25 protein-coding genes and 2 pseudogenes are annotated in these 26,054 nt (G+C 69.2%); 16 read left to right on the forward strand and 11 right to left on the reverse strand.

The annotated features are described in order from the left end of the window. Positions 1-23: 23 nt before the first annotated feature. A pseudogene (locus ACYVLQ_RS27795) lies at positions 24-833 on the forward strand (proline dehydrogenase family protein). Positions 834-836: 3 nt separating this feature from the next. Here the strand turns inward: ACYVLQ_RS27795 and ACYVLQ_RS27800 are convergent. Then, positions 837-1,703: an oxygenase MpaB family protein gene (locus ACYVLQ_RS27800; protein ID WP_460700483.1), complete on the reverse strand. Its 867-nt coding sequence runs from the start codon at positions 1,701-1,703 to the stop codon at positions 837-839. 171 nt (positions 1,704-1,874) lie between these two features. On the opposite strand from ACYVLQ_RS27800, the gene ACYVLQ_RS27805 reads away from it, so the two are divergent. Next, on the forward strand, positions 1,875-2,507 hold the full coding sequence (locus ACYVLQ_RS27805; protein WP_460700484.1) for a TetR/AcrR family transcriptional regulator: 633 nt from the start codon (positions 1,875-1,877) through the stop codon (positions 2,505-2,507). Positions 2,508-2,524: 17 nt separating this feature from the next. On the opposite strand, the gene ACYVLQ_RS27810 is transcribed toward ACYVLQ_RS27805, so the two are convergent. Further along, complete coding sequence (locus ACYVLQ_RS27810) at positions 2,525-3,382, reverse strand: oxygenase MpaB family protein (RefSeq protein ID WP_460700485.1); 858 nt, start codon at positions 3,380-3,382, stop codon at positions 2,525-2,527. A gap of 137 nt (positions 3,383-3,519) precedes the next feature. Between ACYVLQ_RS27810 and ACYVLQ_RS27815 the strand changes: the two genes are divergently transcribed. Genes ACYVLQ_RS27815 through ACYVLQ_RS27825 form a run of 3 tightly spaced genes read left to right on the forward strand, consistent with a single transcriptional unit; the run spans position 3,520 to position 6,643 of the window. Next, on the forward strand, positions 3,520-4,944 hold the full coding sequence (locus tag ACYVLQ_RS27815) for an acyl-CoA synthetase (RefSeq protein WP_460700486.1): 1,425 nt from the start codon (positions 3,520-3,522) through the stop codon (positions 4,942-4,944). A 33-nt stretch (positions 4,945-4,977) separates the two neighbouring features. Continuing rightward, positions 4,978-6,225, forward strand: a complete 1,248-nt coding sequence (locus tag ACYVLQ_RS27820; protein WP_460700487.1) for an MFS transporter — start codon at positions 4,978-4,980, stop codon at positions 6,223-6,225. A gap of 46 nt (positions 6,226-6,271) precedes the next feature. After that, entirely contained in the window at positions 6,272-6,643 is a 372-nt protein-coding gene (locus tag ACYVLQ_RS27825; protein ID WP_460700488.1) for a PPOX class F420-dependent oxidoreductase, read from the forward strand. Positions 6,644-6,700: 57 nt separating this feature from the next. Here the strand turns inward: ACYVLQ_RS27825 and ACYVLQ_RS27830 are convergent, their stop codons facing one another. Beyond that, positions 6,701-7,591, reverse strand: a complete 891-nt coding sequence (locus ACYVLQ_RS27830; RefSeq protein ID WP_460700489.1) for a hypothetical protein — start codon at positions 7,589-7,591, stop codon at positions 6,701-6,703. Between the two features lie 63 nt (positions 7,592-7,654). Next, positions 7,655-8,608, reverse strand: a complete 954-nt coding sequence (gene dapD, locus ACYVLQ_RS27835) for a 2,3,4,5-tetrahydropyridine-2,6-dicarboxylate N-succinyltransferase (RefSeq protein ID WP_460700490.1) — start codon at positions 8,606-8,608, stop codon at positions 7,655-7,657. Positions 8,609-8,647: 39 nt separating this feature from the next. Between dapD and dapE the strand changes: the two genes are divergently transcribed. The 4 genes from dapE (at position 8,648) to ACYVLQ_RS27855 (ending at position 13,042) form a co-directional block, all read left to right on the forward strand. Beyond that, entirely contained in the window at positions 8,648-9,745 is a 1,098-nt protein-coding gene (gene dapE / locus ACYVLQ_RS27840) for a succinyl-diaminopimelate desuccinylase (RefSeq protein ID WP_460700491.1), read from the forward strand. Positions 9,746-9,808: 63 nt separating this feature from the next. After that, positions 9,809-10,612 (forward strand): LOG family protein, encoded by an 804-nt coding sequence (locus ACYVLQ_RS27845; RefSeq protein WP_460700492.1) that lies wholly within the window; start codon positions 9,809-9,811, stop codon positions 10,610-10,612. Further along, the gene (locus ACYVLQ_RS27850; protein ID WP_460700493.1) at positions 10,606-11,163 is read left to right on the forward strand and encodes an LOG family protein; all 558 of its coding nucleotides are present in this window, start codon (positions 10,606-10,608) and stop codon (positions 11,161-11,163) included. The genes ACYVLQ_RS27845 and ACYVLQ_RS27850 overlap by 7 nt, the downstream gene beginning before the upstream one ends. 112 nt (positions 11,164-11,275) lie before the next feature. After that, on the forward strand, positions 11,276-13,042 hold the full coding sequence (locus ACYVLQ_RS27855) for a long-chain-acyl-CoA synthetase (RefSeq protein WP_460700494.1): 1,767 nt from the start codon (positions 11,276-11,278) through the stop codon (positions 13,040-13,042). Here ACYVLQ_RS27855 and ACYVLQ_RS27860 read toward each other — a convergent pair. Both ACYVLQ_RS27860 and ACYVLQ_RS27865 read right to left on the reverse strand, forming a co-directional pair. Next, positions 13,032-14,246, reverse strand: coding sequence for an acetyl-CoA C-acetyltransferase (locus tag ACYVLQ_RS27860; protein WP_460700495.1), 1,215 nt, complete (start codon positions 14,244-14,246; stop codon positions 13,032-13,034). The two genes, ACYVLQ_RS27855 and ACYVLQ_RS27860, sit on opposite strands and share 11 nt — an antisense overlap. 34 nt (positions 14,247-14,280) lie before the next feature. Beyond that, a pseudogene (locus ACYVLQ_RS27865) lies at positions 14,281-14,454 on the reverse strand (acyl-CoA dehydrogenase family protein); the annotation flags it as partial. A gap of 244 nt (positions 14,455-14,698) precedes the next feature. Between ACYVLQ_RS27865 and ACYVLQ_RS27870 the strand changes: the two are divergent. The 3 genes from ACYVLQ_RS27870 (at position 14,699) to ACYVLQ_RS27880 (ending at position 17,228) form a co-directional block, all read left to right on the forward strand. After that, positions 14,699-15,325, forward strand: a complete 627-nt coding sequence (locus ACYVLQ_RS27870) for an MFS transporter (protein ID WP_460700713.1) — start codon at positions 14,699-14,701, stop codon at positions 15,323-15,325. Positions 15,326-15,408: 83 nt separating this feature from the next. After that, complete coding sequence (gene folP, locus ACYVLQ_RS27875; RefSeq protein WP_460700496.1) at positions 15,409-16,287, forward strand: dihydropteroate synthase; 879 nt, start codon at positions 15,409-15,411, stop codon at positions 16,285-16,287. Beyond that, positions 16,284-17,228: a glucosyl-3-phosphoglycerate synthase gene (locus ACYVLQ_RS27880; RefSeq protein ID WP_460700497.1), complete on the forward strand. Its 945-nt coding sequence runs from the start codon at positions 16,284-16,286 to the stop codon at positions 17,226-17,228. The genes folP and ACYVLQ_RS27880 overlap by 4 nt, the downstream gene beginning before the upstream one ends. A gap of 122 nt (positions 17,229-17,350) precedes the next feature. Here ACYVLQ_RS27880 and ACYVLQ_RS27885 read toward each other — a convergent pair whose 3' ends face one another. From ACYVLQ_RS27885 to sigE, 5 genes are all read right to left on the reverse strand, one after another. Beyond that, positions 17,351-18,187: a hypothetical protein gene (locus tag ACYVLQ_RS27885; RefSeq protein ID WP_460700498.1), complete on the reverse strand. Its 837-nt coding sequence runs from the start codon at positions 18,185-18,187 to the stop codon at positions 17,351-17,353. 151 nt (positions 18,188-18,338) lie between these two features. Beyond that, the gene (gene tatB / locus ACYVLQ_RS27890) at positions 18,339-18,770 is read right to left on the reverse strand and encodes a Sec-independent protein translocase protein TatB (RefSeq protein ID WP_460700499.1); all 432 of its coding nucleotides are present in this window, start codon (positions 18,768-18,770) and stop codon (positions 18,339-18,341) included. A 9-nt stretch (positions 18,771-18,779) separates the two neighbouring features. Next, the gene (locus ACYVLQ_RS27895; protein WP_460700500.1) at positions 18,780-20,366 is read right to left on the reverse strand and encodes a S1C family serine protease; all 1,587 of its coding nucleotides are present in this window, start codon (positions 20,364-20,366) and stop codon (positions 18,780-18,782) included. A 10-nt stretch (positions 20,367-20,376) separates the two neighbouring features. Continuing rightward, positions 20,377-20,829, reverse strand: coding sequence for a zf-HC2 domain-containing protein (locus tag ACYVLQ_RS27900; protein ID WP_460700501.1), 453 nt, complete (start codon positions 20,827-20,829; stop codon positions 20,377-20,379). A 63-nt stretch (positions 20,830-20,892) separates the two neighbouring features. After that, positions 20,893-21,624: an RNA polymerase sigma factor SigE gene (gene sigE / locus ACYVLQ_RS27905; protein WP_460700502.1), complete on the reverse strand. Its 732-nt coding sequence runs from the start codon at positions 21,622-21,624 to the stop codon at positions 20,893-20,895. Positions 21,625-21,912: 288 nt separating this feature from the next. On the opposite strand from sigE, the gene ACYVLQ_RS27910 reads away from it, so the two are divergent. The 4 genes from ACYVLQ_RS27910 to ACYVLQ_RS27925 all read left to right on the forward strand — a co-directional run bounded on the left by ACYVLQ_RS27910 (position 21,913) and on the right by ACYVLQ_RS27925 (position 26,038). Next, positions 21,913-22,551: an O-methyltransferase gene (locus ACYVLQ_RS27910; RefSeq protein WP_460700714.1), complete on the forward strand. Its 639-nt coding sequence runs from the start codon at positions 21,913-21,915 to the stop codon at positions 22,549-22,551. A 214-nt stretch (positions 22,552-22,765) separates the two neighbouring features. Beyond that, positions 22,766-23,419, forward strand: a complete 654-nt coding sequence (locus ACYVLQ_RS27915; RefSeq protein ID WP_460700503.1) for a TetR family transcriptional regulator — start codon at positions 22,766-22,768, stop codon at positions 23,417-23,419. Between the two features lie 25 nt (positions 23,420-23,444). Further along, positions 23,445-24,386 carry an ABC transporter ATP-binding protein gene (locus tag ACYVLQ_RS27920; RefSeq protein ID WP_460700504.1) on the forward strand — a complete coding sequence of 314 codons (942 nt, stop codon included), beginning with the start codon at positions 23,445-23,447 and terminating at the stop codon, positions 24,384-24,386. Then, positions 24,383-26,038 (forward strand): ABC transporter permease, encoded by a 1,656-nt coding sequence (locus ACYVLQ_RS27925; protein ID WP_460700505.1) that lies wholly within the window; start codon positions 24,383-24,385, stop codon positions 26,036-26,038. Before ACYVLQ_RS27920 ends, ACYVLQ_RS27925 begins: the two co-directional genes overlap by 4 nt. Positions 26,039-26,054: the final 16 nt, after the last annotated feature.

Genomic DNA, 26,054 nt, shown 5'->3' on the forward strand with positions numbered 1-26,054 from the left:
TGGCCGCGGCCGAGTCACCCCGCATGAAGAACGCTGTCCTGCGGGTGCCGATCACGGCCGCCGTGGTGCGCCGATTCGTGGCGGGGGAGACTCGCCCGGACCTCGTTCCGGTGCTACGGGACCTGTTGCGCGACGGGCGGATGGTCAGCGTCGACTTTCTCGGCGAGCACACCACCGAGCGCGCCATGGCCGACGACGCGGTCACGGAATATCTGGCGCTCATCGACGAACTGGCGGTGCTGAACCAGACCGAACCCCGCACGAATCCGGTTCGCGCCGTGGAGGTTTCGGTAAAACTGTCGGCCCTCGGCCAGGCGCTGGAGCCCGACGGCCCCGCCATCGCCACCGCCAACCTGCGCGCCCTGTGTCTGCGCGCGGCCGAGGCCGCGGTCTGGGTCACCGTCGATGCCGAGGACCACACCACCACCGACGCGACCCTGGATACGGTGCGGCAGTTGCACGGTGAGTTCCCGTGGCTGGGTGTCGCGGTGCAGTCCTATCTGCGGCGCGCCGATGTGGACTCGTCGTACCTGCGCTGCCTGGACGTGCTGATGCGCGGCGGCGGGCGGCCGATGATAGCCACCCACGATCCGGCCATGATCGAGGCGACCACTCGGCTCGCGATCGAAAATGCCCAAGGCCCAGGCGATTACGAATATCAGATGCTCTACGGCATCCGAGACGCCGAGCAGCGCCGACTGGCGGCGAACTGACACGCCGTGCGCGTCTACGTCCCCTACGGCGGCCAGTGGTACGCCTACCTCATGCGCAGACTGGCTGAGCGTCCCGCCAACTTCGGCTTCTTCCTGCGCGCTCTCGCCGAACGGCAGTGAGCGTCAGACCAGCGGGCGGCCGAGGCGGCGGCGCAGGCGCATGTCGAACAGGTAGGTGTTGAGCGGGGCCGCGCGGACCACCGCCGGGAGCCGCGTCCAGACCGCCGAGATGGTCCTCAGTACCAGCCGGAACCGGCGCTCGTCGCGCGCGGTCCAGGTCATGCCCATTTCGTCGCGCAGGTGCTGGGGCAGCAGCGCGGTCACGGTGAACCGGTGGAACCGGCCGAACAGCAGCCGCACGGGACGCGGCAGCATCCTCAGGTCGATCAGGCCGTTGAAATAGTCCCGCACCGGCTGGTCGATGGTGCGCTCGGCCAGGTTCTCCTCCCAGTACCGGAAGAACTCCGCCCGCGTGGCGGGCCACATCTCCGGCCGCATCTGCAGCGTGGTGCCGAGCCGGACGCTGTAGCGGTAGAAGTCCTCGGCCATTTCGGGTTCCATCGGCCCGCGCATCCGGGTGTAGAGGTCGTCCACGCCCCAGTACAGGCAGGCGGCCACCCACAGCTGCAGCTTCGGGTCGAACGCGTTGTATTCGACCGGGCTGTCCGGGGTCGAGCGCACCGGCCGGTGGGAGACGTTCACCGCCTTGCGGTAGGCCTTGCGATCTTCCTCGTTTCCCATCCACGCCACGGCCAGATAGGTGAGGGTGGTGCGCAGCCGCTTGATCGGGTGCAGGGTCACCTTGCCGCTGTCGACGGTGCTCTCCAGCACGCCGTAGCCCACCGGTGGGTGGCTGAGCTGCATGATGACGTTCGCGGCGCCGCCGAGGAAGGCGGCGACGCCATCGATGTGATCGCGGATGGTTTCCGGGGTCAGAGTCGACTCCGGGATGGACGGCTCATGGTCGGTCGCGCGCATGGCGGCGGTCATCGTCGACTCGTCTCCTCGATCTCGCTTCAGCCGTGAGGGTCAAAAGAAGTGTGAGAAACTTCTACTCTCACCTTCTCATCGAAGATCAATGCTGTCAATCGCTGGCAACTGTCCTTTGACCATGTGCGATGATTTCAATGTCATCGTGTCACACCGAGAGGGGATCGGGTTATGGCCAAGCTGGCCAAACTGCTGCCGCTGGTGCGCGGGGCGGGCACCGAGGACCGCAGCCAGTCGAAGGTTCTCGATGCGGCGCTGATGGCATTCCTCGACTTCGGTATCAAGCGGACGAGCATGGTCGAGGTCGCCCGCCGCGGCGGGCTCTCGCTGGCGACGCTCTACCGGCGCTTCGCGGGCAAATCGGATCTGATCCAGGCGGTCGGGCTGCGGCAGGCGCGCCAGTTCATCGATCAGGTGGACGCGGCCGTACAGCGGCAGATCGACCGCGACGCCGGGGCCGAGGAGCAGATCGCGGAGCTGTTCGTGGCCTTCATCGACGGGCTGCGCGGCAACCGGCTGCTGGATCGGCTGCTGAAGACCGAGCCGGAGATCGTGTTGCCGTACCTGACCGTGCACGGCGCCCCGGTGATCGAGCTGGGGCGCGACTACCTCGCCGAATTCATCACCCGGCTGCAGTCCGAAGGCAAACTGCCGCAGTACGATCCGCAACCGCTGGCGGAGATGGTCGCGCGCACCTCGCTGTCCATGGCGCTCACGCCGCAGACGGTGATTCCGCTCGACGACGATGCCGCGCTGCGGCGCTTCGCCCGGGAGCATGTGGTGCCAGGCTTCCGGATCTCGTAGCGGGGCAACCGCTTCCGCTAGACCAGTCGCAGTCCGAGTCGGCGCCGCAGGCGCAGGTCGAGCAGAAAAGCGTTGATGGGGAACATCTTCACGGCCGTGGGCATGCGGGCCTCCACCGCGCCGACCGTGCGCAGCAGCCGAGCCAGTCTGCGGTCGTCGCGCTCGTCCCAGGTCATCCCCATCTGCTCGCGCAGGTGCGGCGGCAGCAGGCCCGCGACGACGAATCGGTGAAACCTGCGGAACGCCAACTGAATCGGCAGCGGGAACATCTTCAGATCGATGAGATCCTGGAAGTAGGCGCGGACGGGCGGGTCGATGGTGGTCTTCGCCAGGTTCGCCGCCCAGTACCTGTCGAAGGCGGCGCGGTCGGGCGGCCACAGCTCGGGCGGCATCTGCAGCGTGGAACCCAGCCGCTCGGCGTGCCGGTAGAAGGCGTCGGCGTCGGCGTCGTTCATCGGGCCGTGCATGCGCTCGTTCAGATCGCGGGCGCCCCAGTACAGGCAGGCCGCGACCCACAGCTGCAGGCGCGGGTCGAAGGCGTTGTACTTCACCGGGCTGGACGCGGTCGAGCGGACCGGGCGGTGCGAGGCGTTGACGGCGTCGCGATAGGCGGCGCGCTCATCGTCGCTGCCGAGCATCGCCACCGCCAGATAGGTGAGCGTGGTGCGGGTGCGCTTGATCGGGTGGACGAAGATCTTGCCGCTGTCGACGGTGCTTTCCAGCACGCCGTAGCCGACCGGCGGCATGCTGAGCTGCATGATGACATTGGCCGCGGCGCCGAAGAAGGCCGCGGACCCGTCGAGATGGCGGGAGATGTCGAAATCGCTACCGGGGAGGCCGGTTTCGTCCGTGGTTACGCGCCGCGGGCTGGTCATCGTTGACCCCATCCTCTGTGAGAAGGCTATATATCAACACTCTCACCCACTCACCGCTGTGTCAACCGTCACTGCCCATGGAACTGCGGGCCTCGCCGCGGGGTCTGCCGGGCGCGTGGCGTTGGTAGGTTGGGCGCGTGTCATATGGGTCGTTGCCGCTGTTGAGGTCGCTGGACGCGGCCGCCGTCGCCGCCGGGGCGGACATACCGGACGCCGTCACCGTCGACGGGACCACGCTGTCGCGCAGCGATCTGCTCGGCGCGGCCACCTCGGTGGCGGAGCGGGTCGCGCGGGCGGAGCGCGTGGCCGTGCTGGCGCGCCCGACCCCGACGACCGTGCTGGCGGTGATCGGCTGCCTGATCGCCGGGGTCACCGCGGTGCCGGTGCCGCCGGATGCGGGGGCGGCCGAAATGGCGCACATACTCGACGATTCGGGCGCGCAGGCCTGGCTCGGCGAGGCGCCCGAAGGCGCCACGCTGCCGGTGATTCCGGTGCGGCTGCACGCCAGATCCTGGCACGTCTATCCCGAACCCGACCCGGGGGCCACGGCTTTCGTGCTCTACACCTCCGGAACCACCGGCGCCCCCAAGGGGGTGATGTTGAGCAGGCGGGCCATCGCCGCCGGGCTGGACGCGTTGGCCGAGGCCTGGGCCTGGACGGCGAACGACGTTCTGGTGCACGGGCTTCCGTTGTTCCACGTGCACGGCCTCATCCTCGGTGTGCTCGGCCCGCTCCGGGTGGGCAGCCCGCTGGTGCACACCGGCAAGCCCACCCCGGCGGCGTACGCCGCGGCGAAGGGGACGCTGTACTTCGGCGTGCCCACGGTGTGGTCGCGGATCGCCGAGGATCCGGGCGCCGCACGGGAATTGGCGAATGCCCGGCTGCTGGTGTCGGGCAGCGCGCCGCTGCCGGTACCGGTCTTCGAGCGGCTGCGAGAACTGACCGGTCATGCGCCGGTCGAACGCTACGGCATGAGCGAGACCATGATCACCCTGTCGACGCGCGCGGACGGTGAGCGCCGTCCCGGCTGGGTGGGCACGCCGGTCGCCGGTGTCGAGACCAGGCTGCGGGACGAGGCGGGCGACCCGGTGACCCACGACGGCGAGAGCATCGGCGGGCTGCAGGTGCGCGGCCCGATGCTGTTCGACGGCTACCTGAATCGTCCCGAGGCCACCGCCGCGAGCCGGACCGACGACGGCTGGTTCGTCACCGGCGATGTGGCCGCGATCGATCCGGACGGTTTTCACCGCATCGTCGGGCGGGAATCGGTGGATCTGATCAAGTCCGGCGGCTACCGTATCGGCGCGGGGGAGATCGAGACCTGTCTGCTGGGCCACCCGGCGGTAGCCGAGGTCGCGGTGGTGGGTGTGCCCGATGCCGATCTCGGGCAGCGCATCGTCGCGTACGTGGTGTCTTCCGGTGGTTCGGTGACCGACGAAGGCGCGCTGATCGATCATGTGGCGCAACAGCTTTCCGCGCACAAGCGGCCCCGGGAGGTGCGCTGGATGGAGTCGTTGCCGCGCAACGCCATGGGGAAGGTGCAGAAGAAGCTGCTGGGTTGACGCGGCGGCCCGGTGCTCGGAGGTAGTCAGACGATGTCGCGTACGGCCCGCTTGACCGTTGTGCTGCTGTTCGTGGCGTGGACGATCGACTTCGTCGACCGGCTCGTGATCAACTTCGCGCTGCCCGCTATCGCCGACGACCTGGATCTGGACCACACCGGCACCGGGATGATCGTGTCGGCGTTCTTCCTGGCCTACGCGGCCATGCAACTGCCGGGCGGGCTGCTGGCCGACCGGTTCGGCGCGCTGCGCATGTGTGTGATCGGCATGCTGGCGTGGTCGGTGTTCACCGGATTGACCGCGCTGGCTTGGTCGTTCGGGGCGCTGCTGGTCGCCCGGTTCGTGTTCGGCCTGGTCCAGGGCGTCTTTCCGGCCGCGGCGACGAAGGCGCTGGCCGAGCGCAGCACGCCCGCCGAGCGGACCACGGCGGCGGGCTGGACCAATGCCTCCAACGCCTGCGGTGTGCTGCTGGCGGCGGTCATCGCGGCCGCCCTGCTGCCGACCATCGGGTGGCGGGGGATGTTCGTGGCGATCTCCGTGCTCGGGGTGCTGGTCGTGCTCGCGTGGTCGCGCTGGATGCCGCCGCCGCTGACGGAGGCCTCCCCCGTCGGCGGCGGGTCCTGGTCGCTGTTCCGGGTTCCGGCGCTGATCGGCTGCGCGGCAATCTATTTCGGCTACGGGGCGTTCAACTGGGGCCTGGTCTCGTGGGTACCGACCTATCTGCACGAGGCGCGCGGGCTGGAGCTGGACCGGGCGGCGCTGCTGGCGGTGTTCCCGACCGTGGCGGCGGCCGTCGGCATCGTGAGCGGTGGCTGGCTGTCCGACCGGCTGCGCGGGCGTCCGCGCCGGATCGTGGTGCCCAGCATGGCAACCGCCGCCGCGGGTCTGTTCGTGCTGCCCGCCACGTCCTCGGTTCCGGTGTTCATGATCGTGTTGACGGTCGCCACCGGGGTCGGGGCGCTGACCTACATGGCCGCCCTGGCCCTGCCGCTGCGGGCGCTCCCCAGCACCTTGATCGGGACGGCCGCCGGGATGATCGTCTTCGGCGCGCAGCTCGGCGGAATACTGGCCCCGCTGCTGTTCGGCGTGATCGTCGACCGGGTCTCCTATGCCGCGGCGTTCGGCGCCCTGGCGTCCGGCCCGCTGGTGGCGATCGTGGCCGCCTCGCTGATGCCGCAGTCCGCCGCCGCCTTCCTGGCCTCGGTGCGCGGAAAACCCGCCTTGGCGGCACATCTGGAGGAGGCGGCGCCGTCGGTTCCCCAGGACGCCGCGGATCGGTGAGTTCCCGATTGACCTCCAGTGCACTCGAGGTTGTACCGTCTGGCACATGATCGCCACGTTGTCGCCCGCCCAGATCGAGTACCTGCGCAGCCAGCGGCTCGGTCGGTTGGCCACGATCCGCCCCGACGGCTCGCCGCAGAACAATCCGGTCGGATTCCGCTACAACGAAGACCTCGGCACCATCGATATCGCGGGCTACAACATGGGCGCCTCACAGAAGTTCCGCAACCTCGACAAGGAGGAGCGGGTGGCCTTCGTCGTCGACGACATCGCGTCGGTGGACCCCTGGGAGGTCCGCTGCCTCGAAATCCGCGGCACCGCCCAGGCTTTGCGCGATATCGACACCTACATCCAGGGCGTGTCTCGTGAATTGATCCGCATCACTCCGTCCCGCGTCCTCGCCTTCGGCATCGAGTAGTCCCGCCGCCGCAACCGTATTGTCGCGCTCATGAGCGATACCCTTGCGCGTTGGGGCTCAGTCCTTCGGCGCGGGGTTGATCGTGTCGCCGTCCCAGCTCAGATCCGACTCCTCGGCGATCTCCAACGCCTCGAAACGATTGTCGGCCAGCACCGCATCGATCAGCGCGCGGGAACCGGCGACGATCGTGGAGTCGAAGTCGATCTCGCTGGCTACGACCCAGGCGTGGTCGGCGGGCCAGAGCAACTGGGGCATCTGGCCGGGGAAGTCGGCCGTCCATCCCAGGCCCGCCGCGTACACCCAGCCGGGGTCGGCGAGTTCGGTGAGATCGGTGTCGAACAGCACGAAGTCGCGTCCCGGCCACCGCAGGAAGGGGCCGACCGCCATCGCCCGTTCGACCTCCGGCACGACAGCGGCGGCCGCCTCGGCCTCCATGCGGGCTCGCTCGCGCTCGAGTTCCCGCGGATCATCGTCGTCGGTGGACGAGACGAACACGACACTCGAGGACGTGCCGCCGAAGCAACCGAATCCGTTCCAGGCCCCCGCCGTCACCGCTTCCGGCGTCCCGGTGGCCGCGCGGAGGTGAACGGTGAGCGCGGCCAGCAGGTTCGGGTCGAACCACCCTTCGACGGTCTGGCCGACCGACCAGCCGTCGTCGAACGACATCGCCGCCTCGTTCTCACCGTCGGTGAGGTTGCGCCACTGCACCAGCGGATGCATCACCCGGCCGTTGCGCGCGGCGACCTCCGCCCACGGCCACATCGTCTCCTCGATGATCGCGGCAGTGCCCCACTCGTCGGTGATCGTGGCGTCGCGGCGGGTCGCCTCGACCGGGTGCAGGATCCTCGCATATGCCTCGAAGCCGGTACCGGCGATTTCGCCGATGCCGTCCCCGCGGGCGCGCGTCAGCAGCCACTGACCGCGCCCGACATCCGTGGTGAACTTCACCCGGCCACTGTAGTCAGCCACGGGCCCGCCGCCCGGGCTCAATCGGGTTGAGCGACTACGTAATCAGTTGGCGTGCAGGGCGGCGTTGAGTTCGATGCCGGTGCCCTGGCGGGCGACGACCTGCACCGCGCCGGTGAGCGAGTTGCGCCGGAACAGCAGGTTGGACCGGCCGGAGAGTTCGAGGGCCTTGACCGTGCGGCCGTCGGGCAGGGCGACCTTGGTGCCCGCGGTGAGGTAGAGGCCCGCCTCGACCACGCAGTCGTCGCCGAGGGAGATGCCCAGACCCGCGTTGGCGCCCAGCAGGCAGCGCTCGCCGATCGAGATGACCTGCTTGCCGCCGCCGGACAGCGTGCCCATGATCGAGGCGCCGCCGCCGACATCGGAGCCGTCGCCGACCACGACGCCCGCGGAAACGCGGCCCTCCACCATGGAGGCGCCGAGCGTTCCGGCGTTGAAGTTGACGAAGCCCTCGTGCATGACCGTGGTGCCCTCGGCCAGGTGCGCGCCCAGTCGCACGCGGTCGGCGTCGGCGATGCGGACGCCCGCGGGCAGCACGTAGTCGACCATGCGCGGGAACTTGTCCACGCCGTACACCGTGACCGGGCCGCGGGCGCGCAGCTTGGCGCGCACCAGCTCGAACTCCTCGACCGAGCAGGGCCCGTGGTTGGTCCACACCACATTGGCGAGCAGCCCGAACTGGCCCTCCAGGCTCAGGCCGTGCGGCTGGACCAGGCGGTGCGAGAGCAGGTGCAGCCGCAAGTAGTTGTCGTGGGTGTCGGCGGGCGGCGCGGACAGGTCGGCGATGGTGGTGCGCACCGCGGCCACGTCCACGCGGCGGGCCTCGTCGAAACCCACCAGTTCGGCGAACCGGGCGTACTCGGGGTCGGCCGGGGTCAGCTTCGCGGTCGCGGACTCGGCGAATTCGCCGAGTTCCGGATACGGAAACCAGGTGTCGAGGACCGTGCCGTTCACGGTCACCGTGGCGAGGCCGACTGCGGATGCTCCCTGAGTACTCACGCAGGTCAGTGTATGGGGAGTCGCGTTAGGCTGCGTAGGGTGACCATCGATCTGCGCGCCGACCCCATCGCCCTCACCGCCGCCCTCGTCGATATCCCGAGCGTCTCCCGGGACGAGGCCGCGATCGCCGACACCGTCACCTGGGCGCTGCGCGAGCAGACCAGCGGATTCGAGGTGCTGCGGCACGGCAACACCGTGCTGGCGCGCACCGACCGCGGCCTGCCCACCCGGGTGATCCTCGCCGGTCATCTGGACACGGTCCCGATCGCCGACAACGTGCCGGGGCACTTCGACGTCGAGGGCGGCGAGCAGGTGCTGCACGGCTGCGGCAGCGTCGATATGAAATCCGGCGACGCGGTCTTCCTGCACCTAGCCGCCACCGTCGCCGACCCGGTCTGCGATCTTACGCTGATCTGCTACGACTGTGAGGAGATCGCGGCCGAGTTCAACGGCCTCGGCCGCATCGAGCGCGAACTGCCCGAATGGCTCGACGGCGACCTCGCGATCCTGGGCGAGCCGTCCGGCGGCTGGATCGAGGCGGGCTGCCAGGGCACCCTGCGGGCCCGTCTCACGGTGGTCGGCACCCGCGCGCACACCGCGCGAGCGTGGCTGGGCGACAACGCGATTCACCAGCTGGCCCCGATCCTGCAGCGCCTGCGGGACTATCGGCCGCGGCAGGTCGACATCGACGGCTGCGTCTACCGCGAGGGCCTGTCGGCGGTGCGGGTCTCCGGTGGCGTGGCGGGCAATGTGGTGCCCGACGAGGCCTCGGTGGTGGTGAATTTCCGCTTCGCGCCGGACCGTTCGCTCGACGCGGCGACCGAGCATGTGCGGCAGGTCTTCTCGGGCCTGGACCTGACCTTCGAGCGCACCGACGGCGCCCCCGGCGCCCTGCCCGGCCTGTCCGCGCCCGCGGCCGAGGACCTGATCGAGAAGGTGCACGCGCACGGCGGCGGCGGAGTGCGTGCCAAGTACGGCTGGACCGACGTCTCCCGCTTCGCCGCCCGCGGCATCCCCGCGGTCAACTTCGGCCCCGGTGACCCGAACCTCGCCCACAAGGTCGACGAGCGAGTCCCGACCGCCCAGATCACCACCGTCACCGAGATCCTCCGCAACTACCTGACAGGCGCCAACTGAAAGAACCGGAACAGGGTGCGGGACGGCGGGTCGATCGGGTTGCCGACCAGTAACGTAGGTTCCATGTCCACCGACTCCGAGCCCGTACCTGTCCGATCGCCGAAGTCGACTCCCACCTACCGCGGCCCGATAATGCTGCGCCGGGACCGGAAGAGCGAGACCGGGAACACCGACCAGCATCTGCTCGACGGCCGCGGCCCCAGCGACTGGGTGCACACCGACCCCTGGCGGGTGCTCCGCATCCAGAGCGAGTTCGTGGAGGGTTTCGGCGCGCTCGCCGAGATCCCCAGGGCGGTAGCGGTTTTCGGTTCGGCCCGCACCCAGGTCGATACGCCCGAATATCAGGCGGCCGGGGCCATCGGCGGCGCGCTGGCCCGCGCCGGGTTCGCCGTGATCACCGGCGGCGGCCCGGGCGTGATGGAGGCGGCCAACCGCGGCGCCTCGGAGGCGGGCGGATTCTCCATCGGGCTCGGCATCGAGCTGCCCTTCGAACAGGGCCTCAACGAATGGGTGGACCTGGGCATCAACTTCCGGTACTTCTTCGCCCGCAAGACCATGTTCGTGAAGTACTCGCAGGCGTTCATCTGCCTGCCGGGCGGGTTCGGCACCCTGGACGAGCTGTTCGAGGCGCTGACCCTGGTGCAGACCCGTAAGATCACCCGGTTCCCGATCGTGCTGTTCGGCACGCGCTACTGGTCCGGCCTGGTCGACTGGCTGCGTGATTCGCTGGCCGGGTCGGGCAAGGTCGCGCCCGGCGATCTGGGGCTGCTGCATGTCACCGACAGCGTGGAGGAGGTCGTGGAGATCGTGCTGGCCGCGGCCGAGAGCCGCGCCGGGAATGCGCGCGGGGCGGAGGACCAGTGGTGAGCGAGCGCCCGTACGCCGTGTGCGTGTACTGCTCGGCCAGCGCCACGGATCCGGCGCAGCTGCGGCTGGCGGCGCAGGTCGGCACCGAGATCGCCCGGCGCGGTTGGCAATTGGTGTCCGGCGGCGGGCACGTGTCGATGATGGGCGCGGTCGCGACGGCGGCCCGTGCGGGCGGCGCGCAGACCATCGGCGTGATCCCCAAGCAACTGGTGCATCTGGAGGTCGCCGATGTCGACGCCGACGAACTGGTCGTCACCGACACCATGCGCGAGCGCAAACAGGTCATGGAGGCCCGCGCCGACGCGTTCCTGACGCTGCCGGGCGGGATCGGCACGCTGGAGGAATTCTTCGAGGCGTGGACCGGCGGATACCTCGGCATGCACGACAAGCCGCTGGTCGTCCTGGACCCGCACGGGCACTTCCGCGGGCTGTTCGACTGGCTGGACGGTCTGCGGGAGGGAGACTTCGTCGGCAAGGCCGCACTTGACCGGGTCACCGTGACCCCGGATATGGCGACCGCTTTCGAGGCGCTGGTCGCCGAGCGGGACTGAGGTGCGGTCGCCGTGGCGCCCCGTCGTGAAGTACCACGGGTTGCGTCCAGAGGCATTGCCACGTTGTCGGGTGCCCCGGCATGCTTTGCCGAGATCTCGTTGGGAGGTTCATGTGACAGATACACAGACCAGCGTCACTCTGTTCGATATCGCCCGGCGGCTGCCCGGAATGGCATTGGACGCGCCCGGCATGCTGCGCGGTGCGCTGGGGATGCTGGTGCAGCCGGACAGCAAATCGTCCGTTGGCCTGTATTTCCAGCGGGCGGCGCGGCAGCGGCCGAACCGCGTGTTCATCCGGTTCGAGGGGCGTGAGTACACCTACCACGACGCCAATGCCGAGGTGAACCGCTACGCGAGCGTACTGACCGAGCGCGGGGTGCGGCGCGGCGACGTGGTCGGGGTGCTGATGACCAACCGGCCCGAGACGCTGCTGCTGGTGCTGGCCACCGTGAAGCTGGGCGCGACGGTCGGCCTGCTGAATCACCATCAGCGCGAACAGGTGCTGGCGCACAGCTTCGGGCTGCTGAACAGCGTGGTGAACGTGATCGGGGAGGAATGCCGCGAGGCGCTGGAATCGCTGCCCGAACCGCCGGACAACCTGCTGTTCACCGAGGATCTTCAGCAGTTGGCCCGCACCGCCGACGCCACCGACCCGCCGGTGTGCGCGGACATCCGGGCCCGCGAGAAGGCGTTCCTGATCTTCACCTCCGGCACCACGGGCCTGCCGAAGGCCAGCGTGATGTCGCATCTGCGGTGGACCAAGAGCATGGCAGGGCTGGGTGGGCTCGGTATCCGCCTGCGCGGCGACGACACCCTGTACTGCTGCCTGCCGCTGTACCACAACAACGCGCTGACCGTGGCCCTCGGCGCGGTGCTCGGAGCGAAGGCCACGTTCGCGATCGGGCGCAAATTCTCCGCGTCCGGATTCTGGAACGAGGTGGTCGGCAATCGGGCGACCGCGTTCATCTACATCGGCGAGCTGTGCCGCTATCTGATCAACCAGCCCGAAAAGCCCGTCGAGCGTGAGCATTCGCTGCGGCTGGCGGTCGGCAACGGATTGCGGCCGGAGCTGTGGGACGAGTTCCGCGAGCGGTTCGGGATCGAACGGATCGTCGAGTTCTATGCCTCGAGCGAGGGAAATACCGCGTTCATCAATGCCTTCGGCGTGGATCGCACGGCCGGGTTCGGCCCGCTGCCGTACGCGGTGGTCGAATTCGACGAGGAAACCGGCAAGGCCAAGCGCTTTTCCGACGGCAAGCTGCGCCGGGTGCGGTCGGGCGGGGTCGGGCTGCTGCTGTCGAAGGTGACCAGCCGCTCACCGTTCGACGGATACACCGACAGGTCCGCCACCGAATCCAAGCTGGTGCGCAACGCGTTTCGCGACGGCGACGCCTGGTTCGACACCGGAGACCTGGTGCGCGACCAGCATTGGCGGCACATCGCCTTCGCCGACCGGCTCGGCGACACCTTCCGCTGGAAGGGTGAGAACGTCGCGACGACCGAGGTCGAGGGCGCCTTCGACGGCATCGAGGAGATCACCCAGGCCGTGGTCTACGGCGTGGACGTGCCGGGCGCGGACGGCAAGGCCGGTATGGCCGCGGTGACGCTGCGCCCCGGCGCGGAGCTGGACGGGTCTGTCGTGGCGCGGCAGCTCTACGACCGCCTGCCCGCCTACGCCGTCCCGCTGTTCCTCCGCGTCGTCGACGAGTTGGAGACCACCTCGACCTTCAAGAGCCGCAAGGTCGAACTCCGCAAACAGGGCTACACTCCGGACTCCGCCAGCACGCTGTACGTCCTCGCTGGTCGCGCCGAGGGCTACGTCCCCTGCTACGCCGACTATCCCGACGAGGTCGCGACCGGCCGCGCACCTAAGCCCTGAGTCGCTCGAAGACGGCGGCCAGGCCCTGCCCGCCGCCGACGCACATGGTCTCCAGGCCGTAACGCGCTTCGCGGCGGTCCATTTCGCGCAGCAGGGTGGCGAGCATGCGGGCGCCGGTCGCCCCGACGGGATGGCCGAGCGAGATGCCCGAGCCGTTGGGGTTGAGGCGGGGATCGTCCGGGGCGATGCGCCATTCGGCCAGGACGGCGAGTACCTGGGCGGCGAAGGCCTCGTTGAGCTCGATGACCTGCATATCGGCGAGGGTCAGCTCGGCGCGGTCGAGGGCCCGCGCGGCGGCGGGAACCGGGCCGATGCCCATGGTTCGCGGTGCGACACCGACAACCGACCAGGAGACCAGGCGGGCCAGCGGCCGCAGGCCGAGCCGCCGGGCGGTCTCCGGCGTGGTGACCAGACACAGTGCCGCGCCGTCGTTCTGGCCGCTGGCGTTGCCCGCGGTCACGGTGGCGTCCGGGTCGACCGACGACCGGATCGGGCGCAGTGCGCCGAGCGATGCCGCGGTGGTGTCGGCGCGGGGATGCTCGTCGGTGTCGATCACGATCGGATCGGCACGTCGTTGCGGGACGGTCACTCCGACGATCTCTTCCGAGAAACGCCCGGCCTCCTGCGCGGCGACCGCGCGCCGATGTGATTGCACGGCCAGCGCGTCCTGGTCGGCGCGGCTGATCGAGTATTCCGCCCGCAGGTTCTCGGCCGTCTCGATCATCCCCCCGGGCATCGGGAAGTCCCGGCCGCCCGCCGTAATCCGCGCTCGCGCAAGGCGGTCGACCATGTCGAACCCGTCACCGCGGACGCCCCAGCGGATCCCGGTCGCGTAGAACTCGGTCCGGCTCATCGATTCCACACCACCGGCCAGGACGAGATCGCTGCCGCCCGTGGAGACCTGCATGCAGGCCTGGAGGACCGCCTGCAGTCCGGAACCGCAGCGGCGGTCCACCTGCAGGCCCGGTACGTCGATGCCGAGGCCCGCGTCGAGCGCGGCGATGCGCCCGATGGCGGGGGCTTCGCCGTTGGGGGAGGCATGCCCGAGGATCACGTCGTCGATGCGGGATCCGTCGATTCCGGTGCGCCGCACCAATTCCGTGATGACGGTGGTGGCAAGCTGCTGGGGCGCAATATCTTTCAGGACTCCGCCGAAACGACCGACGGGGGTGCGGAGGGGTTCACAGATGACGGCGTCGGGCACCGGCGGGCTCCTTCGGTGGATGCGGCGGGGCAGGTCACATGGCGTCGATGCCGGTCAGGGCGCGCCCGATGATCAGCTTCTGGACCTGGCTGGTGCCCTCGTAAAGGGTCAGCACGCGGGCGTCGCGCAGGTATTTGCCTACGGGGTATTCATCGATGAACCCGTATCCGCCGAAGACCTGCAGGCAGTTGTTGCTCACCCGCACCGCGCAGCAGGGCTCGCCGATGGGCAACCTGCTGGCGACCGGCATGTTCCTGCTCGTGTCGCGGCTGCCCGACGAGCAGTTCATGTCCTGGGGCTGGCGGGTGCCGTTCCTGATCTCCGCGCTGCTGGTCGTGGTCGGCCTGGTGATCCGGCTCGGCGTGGAGGAATCCCCGGCCATGCGGACGATGCTGGCCACCAAGACCGTGGTCAAGCTGCCGATTCGCGAGGTGCTGCGCACCCACAAGACGATGGTGCTGCTCGGTGTGGGCGCCTGCACGATCGGGGTGTCGGCCACCTACTTCAAGGGCACCTTCGCGCTCTCGTGGGCGGTGGAGGACCTCGGCTTCAACCGCACCAATTTCCTGTCCATCGTCACCATCGCGCTGGTGGTGCAGCTGATCGTGCAACCGTTCGGCGCGGTCCTCGCCTCCCGCATCGATCTGCGGCGGGCCGTGATCTGGATGCTGGTTCCCGAACTTGTCGCCATGCCGGTGATGTTCCTGCTGATCGGCACCAAGAGCTACGCGCTGGCCGTGGTGGGCATGGCGGTGGCGACCATCCCGCATTCGATGTACTACGCCGCCTTGGCGGGCATCCTCGCCCAGTCCTTCCCCGCCAACGTCCGCTACACCGCGATCTCGCTGTGCTACCAGTTCTCCAGCATGTTCTTCGCCGGTACCGCTCCCATGATCGGCCAATTCCTGCTCAACGCAACGGGTTCCATCGTCGCGGTCATCGCCTTGGCTTTCGTCCACGTGGTGCTCACCCTGGTATGCGGGCTGCTCCTGCTCGCCCGCGCGGGCGAGCAGGCACCGGCCGAGGAACCCGCCGCGATGGACCCGGCCCGCATCGGACACCCCTCACTCACGACCTAGCCGCACTCACACCCGCGGGGTGCGTGAGATCGTCCGGTGGCGCTCGGAGGATCGGGTGGGACAGGGGTCGGTACAGTCGGGGCATGAGTTCGACCTCGCCGTTGTCCACACTGTGTGGGAAACCGGTGGCTACGGATCGGGCGCTGGTGATGGCGATCGTGAATCGCACGCCGGATTCGTTCTACGACAAGGGCTCCACCTTCTCCGACGAGGCGGCCATGGCGGCGGTCGCGCGGGCGGTCACCGAGGGCGCCGATCTGGTCGATATCGGTGGCGTGAAGGCCGGGCCGGGCGACGAGGTGGACGCGGCCGAGGAGGCGCGGCGGACGGTGCCGTTCGTGGCGGCCATCCGGGAGTGCTACCCGGCCCTGCTGATCAGCATCGACACCTGGCGCGCCGAGGTGGCCCGGGCGGCGGTGGCCGAGGGCGCGGACCTGATCAACGACACCTGGGCGGGTGCGGATCCGGACCTGGTCGGGGTGGCCGCCGAGACGGGCGCCGGCGTCGTCTGCAGCCACACCGGCGGGGCGCGGCCGCGGACCAGACCGCACCGGGTGCGCTACGCCGACGTGGTCGGCGAGGTTACCGAGACGCTGGTCCGCTCGGCCGAAAATGCTGCGGCCGCCGGGGTGGGCGAGGATTCGATTTTGATCGATCCGACCCATGATTTCGGCAAGAACACGTACCACGGGCTCGAACTGTTGCGGGCAATGGACGTTCTTGTAAATACCGGATGGCCTGTCTTGATGGCGCTGAGCAACAAGGATTTCATCGGAGAGACTCTTGGTGTCGGTCTATCCGAGCGATTGGAGGGCACATTGGCAGCGACCGCATGGTCGGCCGCGGCCGGCGCCCGGGTCTTCCGAGTCCACGAGGTGGCCGCGACCCGGCGCGTGGTGGACATGATCGCGGCAATCCAGGGCATCCGGCCCCCCGCACGAACTCTGCGAGGTCTGGTATGACAACCAACCCCGAACTGATCACAACGGACTGGGCGCTCACCAATACGTGGGACAGCCCGGAGTGGACGGTCGACGAACTGATCGCCGCCAAACAGGGGCGCACCGTCTCGGTGGTGCTGCCCGCGCTGAACGAGGAACGCACGGTCGCCGACGTGGTGGCCAGCATCCGGCCGCTGGTCGGCACGCTGGTCGACGAGCTGGTGGTGCTCGACTCCGGCTCGACGGACGCGACCGCCGAGCGCGCCCGCGCCGCCGGGGCCCAGGTGGTGACGCGCGAGCAGGCGGTGCCCGAGCTGTATCCCGTGCCGGGCAAGGGCGAGGTGCTGTGGCGCTCGCTGGCCGCCACCACCGGCGACCTGATCGCCTTCGTCGACTCGGACCTGATCGATCCCGATCCGGGATTCGTGCCCCGGCTGCTGGGCCCGCTGCTGATGGTCGACGACATGCATCTGGTGAAGGCCTACTATCGCCGCCCGCTGCGGCACGGCGACACGGTCGACCACAACGGCGGCGGCCGGGTCACCGAGCTGGTGGCCCGCCCCCTGCTGGCGGCGCTGCGCCCGGATCTGTCGAAGGTGTTGCAGCCCTTGGGCGGTGAGTACGCTGGCACCCGGGAGCTGCTCACCGCGGTCCCGTTCGCGCCCGGCTACGGCGTCGAGATCGGCCTGCTGCTCGACACCTACGACCTGCTGGGCCTGCCCGCGATCGGGCAGGTGAACCTGGGCGTCCGCACCCACCGCAACCGCCCGCTCTCCGACCTGGGCGTCATGAGCCGCCAAATCCTCGGAACGGTCCTGGGCCGCAGCGGAATCCGCGACTCCGGGGCCGCCCTGACCCAATTCCCCCTGATAGGCGAGGAATTCGCCGAACTAACCACCGAGGTCGCACTGACAGACCGCCCCCCGATGAACACTTTGCGCCCCGAGGAAGTAGCGGCCTGACACCAGCCACCCGCAAGACACCAGCACGCAGACGACAGCCCGACACCGTATCCTGGCTGGTCATCTGTCGTTCCGATGCTCGCGGCAGTCCCTCTCTCATTTCCCGCACCCATTGAGCCGCATCACCTTTCGTGGCGGTAGATCGGGGTGAGTAGGTCGGCCTCCAAGGGCTCGCCGGTGTTGCGGTCGTAGCGGACTCCGACGACGGCGGAGAACGGGTGCAGTCCGGCGCGTTCGTGGAGCGTGGCCAGGCGGGTGGCGAGCAGGCGGATGGCGCCCAGCGAACCGGGCGGGTGCAGGCCGTCGAGCACCAGGACGGTGCCGCGGCCGTCGGGGCGGGGCAGGCGGGCCAGATAGGCGATGTCGTACGGCTCGGTGCCGCCCGGCCGGTACACGCGGCGGGCGGCACGGTCCTCGATACCGCGCCGCACCCGGCCCGCGCGGGCGACCGTGCGGCGCAGCCGCGGATCGGCGGCCGCCAGGTAGCGCAGGCTCGGCGACAGCTCCGGACCGCCCAGCACGATGAGGCCGTCGCGATCCAGGTCGAGCGGCCGCCCGGGCAGGAATCGCTCCACGGCGACGGCAAATCCCAGCTCCCGCAACAGTTCCACCAGTCGGTGCGGCGCCGCGGCATCGGGTGCGCCGACCAGCGGGGCGGTGCGCGTCGTGCTGCGCACATCGGGAGTGAGAATGGTCAGCGGCCCGTGCCCGAAGAAAAGCCCCTCCGGCACCGGCCCCTGCGTGCTGACCTGATGAATCCGCGCGCGCGAAAGTCCCGCCGCCGCACCGATTCTGGCGAAGGTCCAGCCTTCGGCGTGCAATTCCCGGATGACCGCGCGCCGAATCCGGGTGAGTTCGTTGATGGTCTGCTGGGCCTGGGCGACGCCTTCGGTGGCCGCCTTGAGGCGCTCGACCTTGTCGTCGATTGCAAAAACCCGCGCCACCTCATCGGCCGACATGTGCGCAGTCTAGATAGCTCGACAGCAGGATGCGTCTAGCCCGGTTGACGAAACGCTTCGGCCGGCACGGAAATTGCGGACCGACATTTCCGAACGGTAATACCTGGCGCCCGGAATCGTCGGTGGTCATGGCCGAAACAAGGTCTGAGTACTACGTCGCGTCGAAATCGATCGGCGGTTTCTCATTCCGGGTCAACGGCTTCGGAGGTTCCGGCGGTGAATAGGCCGGGGGCGGTGAATAGTCCGAACCATTCGACGTACTGGACGGTTTGTCGAATTTCCCGGTGAACAGCGAATCATCGCCGTCCAGCAGATGTTTGGTCACCGCCGCGCGCGGCGTCATCCCGCGGAACTGGTCGAGCGGCTTGCGAAGTTCCCGGAGTTCCTCGATCGGCTTGCGGATCTCGTCGAACTCCGGACCCAGGTCGTTGCGCAGTTGGCTGGTGGCCCCGGTGGCGTAATCGCGGACCTGCCGCAGGCTCTGCGCGGTCCAGCGGATCGCCCCCGGGAGCCGTTCCGGGCCGAGGATCACCAAGGCGGCGACCACCAGGATCACCATCTCGGGCCAGCCCATATTGAACATGAGGCCAGCTTACTGCGGCTGCTTGGGAGCGCTCTCGTCGGATTCCAGCGTCACCGGCACATCGACCTGGCGGCCGTCGCGGATCACCTGGAACGGAACGGTCTCGCCGATCTGGCGGGACTGCACGGCGACGGTGAGCTCGGCCGGTTCGGTCACCTCGCGACCGGCCACCTTCACGATCACATCACCCTCCGCGAGCCCGGCCTTGGCGGCGGGGCTGCCCGCCACCACATCGGCGATCGCGGCGCCGCTCATCGCGTCGTTCTCCACCGACTTGGTCTTGGCGCTGACGCCCAGCCACGGGTGATGCACCTTGCCGTCGCGGATGAGCGTCTGCGCGATCCGCTGCACCAGGTCCACCGGGATCGCGAAGCCGAGGCCGACCGACCCGCCGCTCTCGCTGCGGATGGCGGTGTTGATGCCGATCAAGCGGCCCTCGCCGTCGACCAGCGCGCCACCGGAGTTGCCGTGGTTGATCGCGGCATCGGTCTGGACCGCGTCGAAGGCGCCCGCGGTGTCGTCGCCGGGCGTCGTGGGCTCGGCCATGGGCCGGTTCAGGGCGCTGACGATGCCGGAGGTGACGGTCTTGGTCAGGCCCAGCGGCGAGCCGATCGCGAGCACGTCGTCGCCGACGCGGACGTCGCCGGACTTGCCCATCCGGGCCACCGTCAGATTCTTGACGTCGACCTTGAGCACCGCGAGGTCGGTCTTGGGGTCGCGCCCGACGATCTGGGCGGGCGCCTTGGTGCCGTCGGAGAAGGTGATCTGAATCTTGCCCCGGCCCGACTTGTCCATCCCCACCATGGAGATCACGTGATTGTTGGTGACGATGTACCCGCTGCCGTCGATGACCACGCCCGAGCCCAGGGCGCCGTTATCGCCCACGGTCTCGCGGATCTGCACTACGGCGGGCACCACCGCGTCGGCGACCCGCGTGATCGGACCCTGCGTCTTGTCCGGGTCGCCCTCCTGCTGCAGCGCCACCTTGCGCGAGGTGAGGGCCGAGGCGGAATCGCCCGTGAGCCGGCCCACCAGCCCGCCGACCAGGCCGATCGCGAGGGCGATCACGGCCAGGATGGCCAGCGCGGCCGGGGCCACCTTGCGGCCGAAGAGCACGTCGCGGGCGCCGAGCCGGGTGCCCGGGGGGAGCGACTGCGCCTGCGGCGTGACGATCGCGGGCGCGCCCAGCCGGGCCGCCGCGTCCGGATCGCGCCACGGATCGGCCGGTCCGGCGGGCGGCGCCGAATCGGTTTCGGCGTCCGGATCCCGTTGTAGCAGTTCGTCGGAGCCCTCGGGACGGCCGAAGGCCTCGGCCAGCACCGCGTCCGGCGGCCGATTCACCAATTCGGTGCCGTGATGCTGGTCCGCGCCGGGAGCGCGGGGCGGCTGCGGAGCGAACGATCCGGTCTGGTTTTCGGGGCGCCGGAATACCTGAGCGGTCTGCGAGTCGACATCCGGCCGATAGACCGGCCGCGGGCCCAGCACGGGCGCGTCCGGCGGCCTCAGGTTCCCCCGTTCGGCCGCCGAATCCGAAACAGCGTCTGTCCCGCCGGGCCGTTCGGGTTGTGATCCGGTGTTCGTTGATTCGGTGGTCACGTGTCGAACTCTACTTGCGCCACCAACCGGTCCACCGCCTGCTCTCGGAAGTGAAGTCGCGATCGGTGGAAACGAATCGGAACGAATCCGCCCGCAGGCCCAGGAAACTCGCGCCGCGCGTCATCTCGTCCATCTTGCCGGGAAGGTTTGCCAGCGGAATTCGGCTCAGGGTGTCGTGCAGGTCCCCGGGCGCCGCGATCTGCCGCTGCGCGGCCTGCCGCAGGGCGATGCGCGCCTGTTGCTGCGATTCGACCTCGGCGGCGCACTCCGGGCATTTGGCGAGATGTTCGGCGGCGCGCAGGTAGGCGTTCATGCGCAGCTCGCCATCGACATAGGCGGCGATGGCCTCACTGGCCAAGTGTTCGGTCGGAGCGAAGCGAGGCGGACGTCCGGTATGGGCGCGCTGTGCTCGACCCGCCGCCGCGCCGGAGTCGCGGCCTGTTGCGGCGTCTTCGCCACCCATAACGTGCACACCCTTCCGACGGACAATCAACTGGCGCCGGGCGCCGCGCGTAGCGGCTGTGAATTACCCGACCTTCTCGGTAGCGGCGAACCGCTCCTGAGATCCATTATGCGCAAGGTGCTCCCGCAGCGCCTGGCGTCCGCGGTGGATACGACTGCGCACGGTGCCCAGTTTCACGCCGAGCGTAGCGCCGATCTCCTCGTAGGACAGGCCCTCGATATCGCACAGCACCACGGCGGCGCGGAACTCCGGAGCCAGCGCGTCCAGCGCGGACTGCAGGTCGGGGTCCAGGTTGGCGTCGTGATAGACCTGCTCGGGGTCGGGGCCCTCCGAGGGCACCCGATCGTAGTCGTCGGGCAGCGCCTCCATCCGGATCCGGTTGCGGCGACGCACCATGTCCAGGAACAGGTTGGTCGTGATGCGGTGCAGCCAGCCCTCGAAGGTGCCGGGCTGGTAGTTCGACAGCGAACGGAAGACCCGGATGAAGGTCTCCTGGGTGAGGTCCTCGGCGTCCTGCGGATCGCCGGTCAGGCGGTAGGCCAGCCGGTACACCCGGTCGGCGTGTTCGCGGACCAGTTCGTCCCAGGAGGGCATCATGGTGCGGTCGCCGGTGGCGTCGAAGGCCGCGGTGCCGGTCAGATCCTCCTCGGCGCCCTCTTGCCCCTCGGGCGGGGCGGCGTTCTCGGGCAACGCGATATCGCCGGATGCTGCCGGGGCGGGCAAACGGTATTCCGCCGCGCCATCGGTGAGGCTCGGCTCGGGCAGGGTGGCGTGCTCACGCGCCGCATCGACCATGTGGATGGGGTTACCTCCTACTCGGGACCGTGGGCCGGCGCTGCGACAGTGGGATCACCCACCCGTCGCGTACCGGGTACAACCGAAGACCTGTGTCCGGTGTTCCCGGGCGCCGCCCGGCGATCGGTCGGCCTTTGCGTTGTCCCTTACTTTGTCCGCTCCCGATGTGTCGGTGGTATGGGGATGCTGAGGGACACCTGAGAAAAATGGCGGCCTTACCGGCGCCCGCGGGCCCGTCGGTCGCGACGTGCGGGCGGTTTCGCCATTAGCCTCTTACCCGTGAGTTCCATACCGGCGGCGTCGGCCGTACAGCGCAACCTCGCCTATGTCGAGGAATCCGTTGTCGAGGACGAGATCCTGGTGGCCGCGCGCGAGCGGGCCACCGAACTGGGCGCCGCGCCCGTACCGCCCTCCGTGGGCGCGCTGCTGAGCATGTATGCCCAGGTGGCGGGGGCGCGAGCCGTTGTGGAGGTGGGCACCGGCGCCGGTATCAGCGGACTGTGGCTGCTCGACGGCATGCGCGAGGACGGCACGCTGACCACCATCGACTCCGAACCCGAGCATCAGCGCGCGGCCCGCGACGCCTTCCGCACCGCGGAGGTCGCGCCCGCCCGCACCCGGCTGATCAACGGCCGCGCGCTGGACGTGCTGCCGCGGCTGGCCGACGGCGCCTACGACCTGGTGTTCATCGATGCCGCGCCGCTGGAGCATCCGCAGTACGTGGAGCAGGGCGTGCGCCTGCTCCGCGAGGGCGGCGCGATCCTGCTGCACAACGCGCTGCTCGGCGGGCGCGTCCCGGACCAGGCCCAGCGCGATCCCGCCACCCAGGCGGTGCGTGCGGCCACCCGCGCCATCGCCGAGGACCCGGAGTTGACCAGCGTTCTGATCCCCGTGGGGGACGGACTGCTCTGCGCCTCGCGGGGTTAGCCCGGCCGTGTCGGTGCGCCCTCCCGGGCGTCAGCTGCCACCCCTGCCTTTCCGGCGTCAGCTGGACTCTCTGGATTTCCGGCATGCTTTCGGGCGGAATCGCCCTATCATCCGATGTTTCGTTAGCCCCTCTGATCTGCGTAGATGACGATTCGAACTAGGTGCGCGCCACCTCTTGCGTGACGATTGAACGAGTGTTTAGTATATTGAACATGTGTTTAAGGGAGCAGCCGTACCGGAAGGATCCGCCCAGGATCTGAGCACTCGCGCCCGCATCCGGGACGCCGCGATCGTCGCGTTCGGCGACGAGGGGTTCGGGGTCGGAGTTCGGGCTATCGCCAAGGCCGCGGGAGTGTCGCCCGGGTTGGTCAATCACCACTTCGGGTCCAAGGACGGATTGCGCAAGGCGTGCGACGAGCACGTCCGCACGATCATCCGCACGGCGAAGACGGAGTACATCCGGGAGCCCTCGGGCTACGCGACGCTGCAGGCGCTGACGGAGATCGAGGAGTTCGCGCCCTACGTCGGCTATCTGATGCGGACCTTCCAGGCCGGGGGGCCGCTGCTGGCGACGTGGTTCGACCAGATGGTCGAGGACATCGAGTCCTACCTGGCCATCGGGATCGAGGCCGGAACTATTCGGCCCCCGCGGGATCCGAAGGCGATGGCTCGCTTCCTGGCGACCCAGAACGGCGGCGGGTTCTTCTTCTACCTGCAACTTCACGCCGCTCGCAACGATGGCCAGCTCGACTACCGAAAAGCGTTGCGCGAGTACGCCGACCAGATGATGCTGCCGGCGATGGAAATCAACACCTACGGACTAATGACCGATTCGACGATGCTGGACACCTTGATCGCCGATCGGTAAACCTCCAATCTCACAAGGAGATTCGATGTCATCGGCAATCGTTGTCCGAGATCTGCACAAGCATTTCGGACAGGTACACGCCCTCGACGGACTCGACCTCGAGGTCGCCGAGGGCGAGGTGCACGGCTTCCTCGGCCCCAACGGCGCGGGTAAGTCGACCACCATTCGCATTCTGCTGGGCATCCTGGCCCGCACCTCGGGCGAGGCGCAGGTGCTCGGCCGCGACCCATGGGCCGACGCGGTCGGCCTGCATCACGAGATCGCCTATGTCCCAGGCGATGTCACGCTGTGGCCGTCGCTGTCGGGCGGGGAGACGATCGACCTGCTGGCCCGCATGCGCGGCGGCCTCGACCCGGCTCGCCGCGCCGAACTGATCGAGCGTTTCGAGCTGGACACCCGCAAGAAGGCCCGCACCTACTCCAAGGGCAACCGGCAGAAGGTCGCCCTGGTCTCCGCGTTCTCCTCGAACGCGAATCTGCTGCTGCTCGACGAGCCCACCTCGGGTCTGGATCCGTTGATGGAGCAGATCTTCCGGGAATGCGTCCGCGAGGCCACCGAGCGCGGTGTGACCGTGCTGCTGTCCAGCCACATCCTGTCCGAGGTCGAGATGCTGTGCGAGCGCGTCACCATCATCCGCTCCGGGCGGACGGTGGAGAGCGGCACGCTCGCCGAGATGCGGCACCTGAGCCGCACCTCGATCACGGCCGAAATGCTCGGGGATCCGGGCGATCTCGGCCGCATCCCGGGCGTGGAGGATGTCAACTTCGAGGACCACACGCTGCGCTGCCAGGTCGACAGCGAACATCTGGGTGAGCTGATCCGGGTGCTCGGCGATGCGGGTGTGCGCAGCCTGGTCAGCCAGCCGCCGACGCTGGAAGAGCTGTTCATGCGCCATTATTCGCTCAACGGAGACGACGCCGCGGCCGGCAGCGGCTCGGCCCGGCACTACGCGGAGGCGACGAAATGACGACCGCGGTCGCGCGTCCGCGCTTCGGATTCGCCGAATCCGCGCGCGGCGGATCGGATTTCACGGGAACCCTGGCACTGCTGCGGCTGTACCTGCGGCGCGACCGGATCGTGCTGCCGCTATGGGTGCTGCTGCTGTCCCTGCCGCTGGGCAGCGCCTACATCAAGAGCATCGAGGAGATCTACCAGACCCCGGCCGACCTGCAGAACTACGCGAACGGGATCCTTTCCAGCCCAGCCCAATTGGCGATGTACGGCCCCATCTACAACACCACGCTCGGCGCGGCCGGTGTGTGGAAGGCGGGCATGTTCTACACGCTCATCGCCATCGCCACCATCCTCACCCTGATCCGGCACACCCGGGCGGAGGAGGAGACGGGCCGCGGGGAGCTGCTGGCCTCCACGCAGGTGGGGCGGTTCGCCAACCTCACCGCCGCCTTGACCCTGACCTGCACCGGCGCCTTGGCCACCGGTCTGGTTGCCGCCGCCAGCCTGAAGGGGGCGGGCGTACCCGGTAGCGGCTCACTGGCATTCGGGCTCGGCATGGCCGGATCCGGCATCGTCTTCGCCGCGGTGGCCGCGGTGGCCGCGCAGCTGAGCGCGGGGGCCCGCACGGCGCGCGGTATCGCCTTCGCGGTGCTGGCGGTGACCTACACGCTGCGTGCGGTCGGTGACGCCCGCGCCGGCGACGGTCCGACCAACGTGCTCACCTGGCTGTCGCCGCAAGGCTGGTCGCTGCAGGTGCGGCCGTTCGCGGGCGACCACTGGGCGGTCCTGCTGCTGCACGTGGTCACGGCGGTGGTGCTGATCGCGGTGGCCTACGGGCTGCTGGCGCGGCGGGATCTCGGGGCCGGGCTGATCGCTGAGCGTCCCGGCGCACCGGTCGCCGGAGCCGACCTGGCCGGGCCGTTCGGGCTGGCCTGGCGGTTGCAGCGCGGAACGCTGGCGGCGTGGTGTGTCGGGCTGAGCCTGTACGGCCTGCTGATCGGCAGCGTGGTCGACGGGATCGGAGATCAGCTGGGATCCAACCAGACCGTGCGCGACATGATCTCCCGGCTCGGTGGTTCGCAGCAGATCGAGGACTCGATGATCACCATGGCCTACACGATGCTGGGGCTGGCGGCCGCCGCGTACTCGATTTCGGCTGCGCTGCGGCTGCATTCGGAGGAGTCCTCCGATCGGGCCGAGACGGTCCTCACCGGAGCGGTCGGCCGAATCCGCTGGGCGGCTTCCCATCTCGTCTTCGCCCTGGGCGGACCGGTTGTGCTGCTGGCGACTTCGGGCGCCATCGGTGGGCTGGTCTACGGTCTGGCCACCGACGACGTCGGCGGCAAGCTGCCGCGGGTGCTCGGCGCGGCGCTGGTGCAGCTGCCCGCGGTGTGGTTGTTCACCGGCGCCGCCGTGCTGCTGTTCGGCCTGGTTCCGCGGTATGCCCCGGTGGCCTGGGGCGTGTTCACGGGCGGGATCGCGCTGTTCCTGCTCGGTTCGATCTCGGGCATGCCGCAGTGGGTGATGGACCTGGATCCCTACAGCCATCTGCCCAAGCTGCCCGCGGCCTCGTTCACCGCCACCCCGGTGGTCATCCTGGTCGCGATCGCCGCGGCTCTGAGCACGGCGGGCCTCACCGCCTTCCGCCGCCGCGACCTCCGCTGATCCCAGTTTCACGCAC

It is taken from the genome of Nocardia thraciensis (assembly GCF_054782435.1).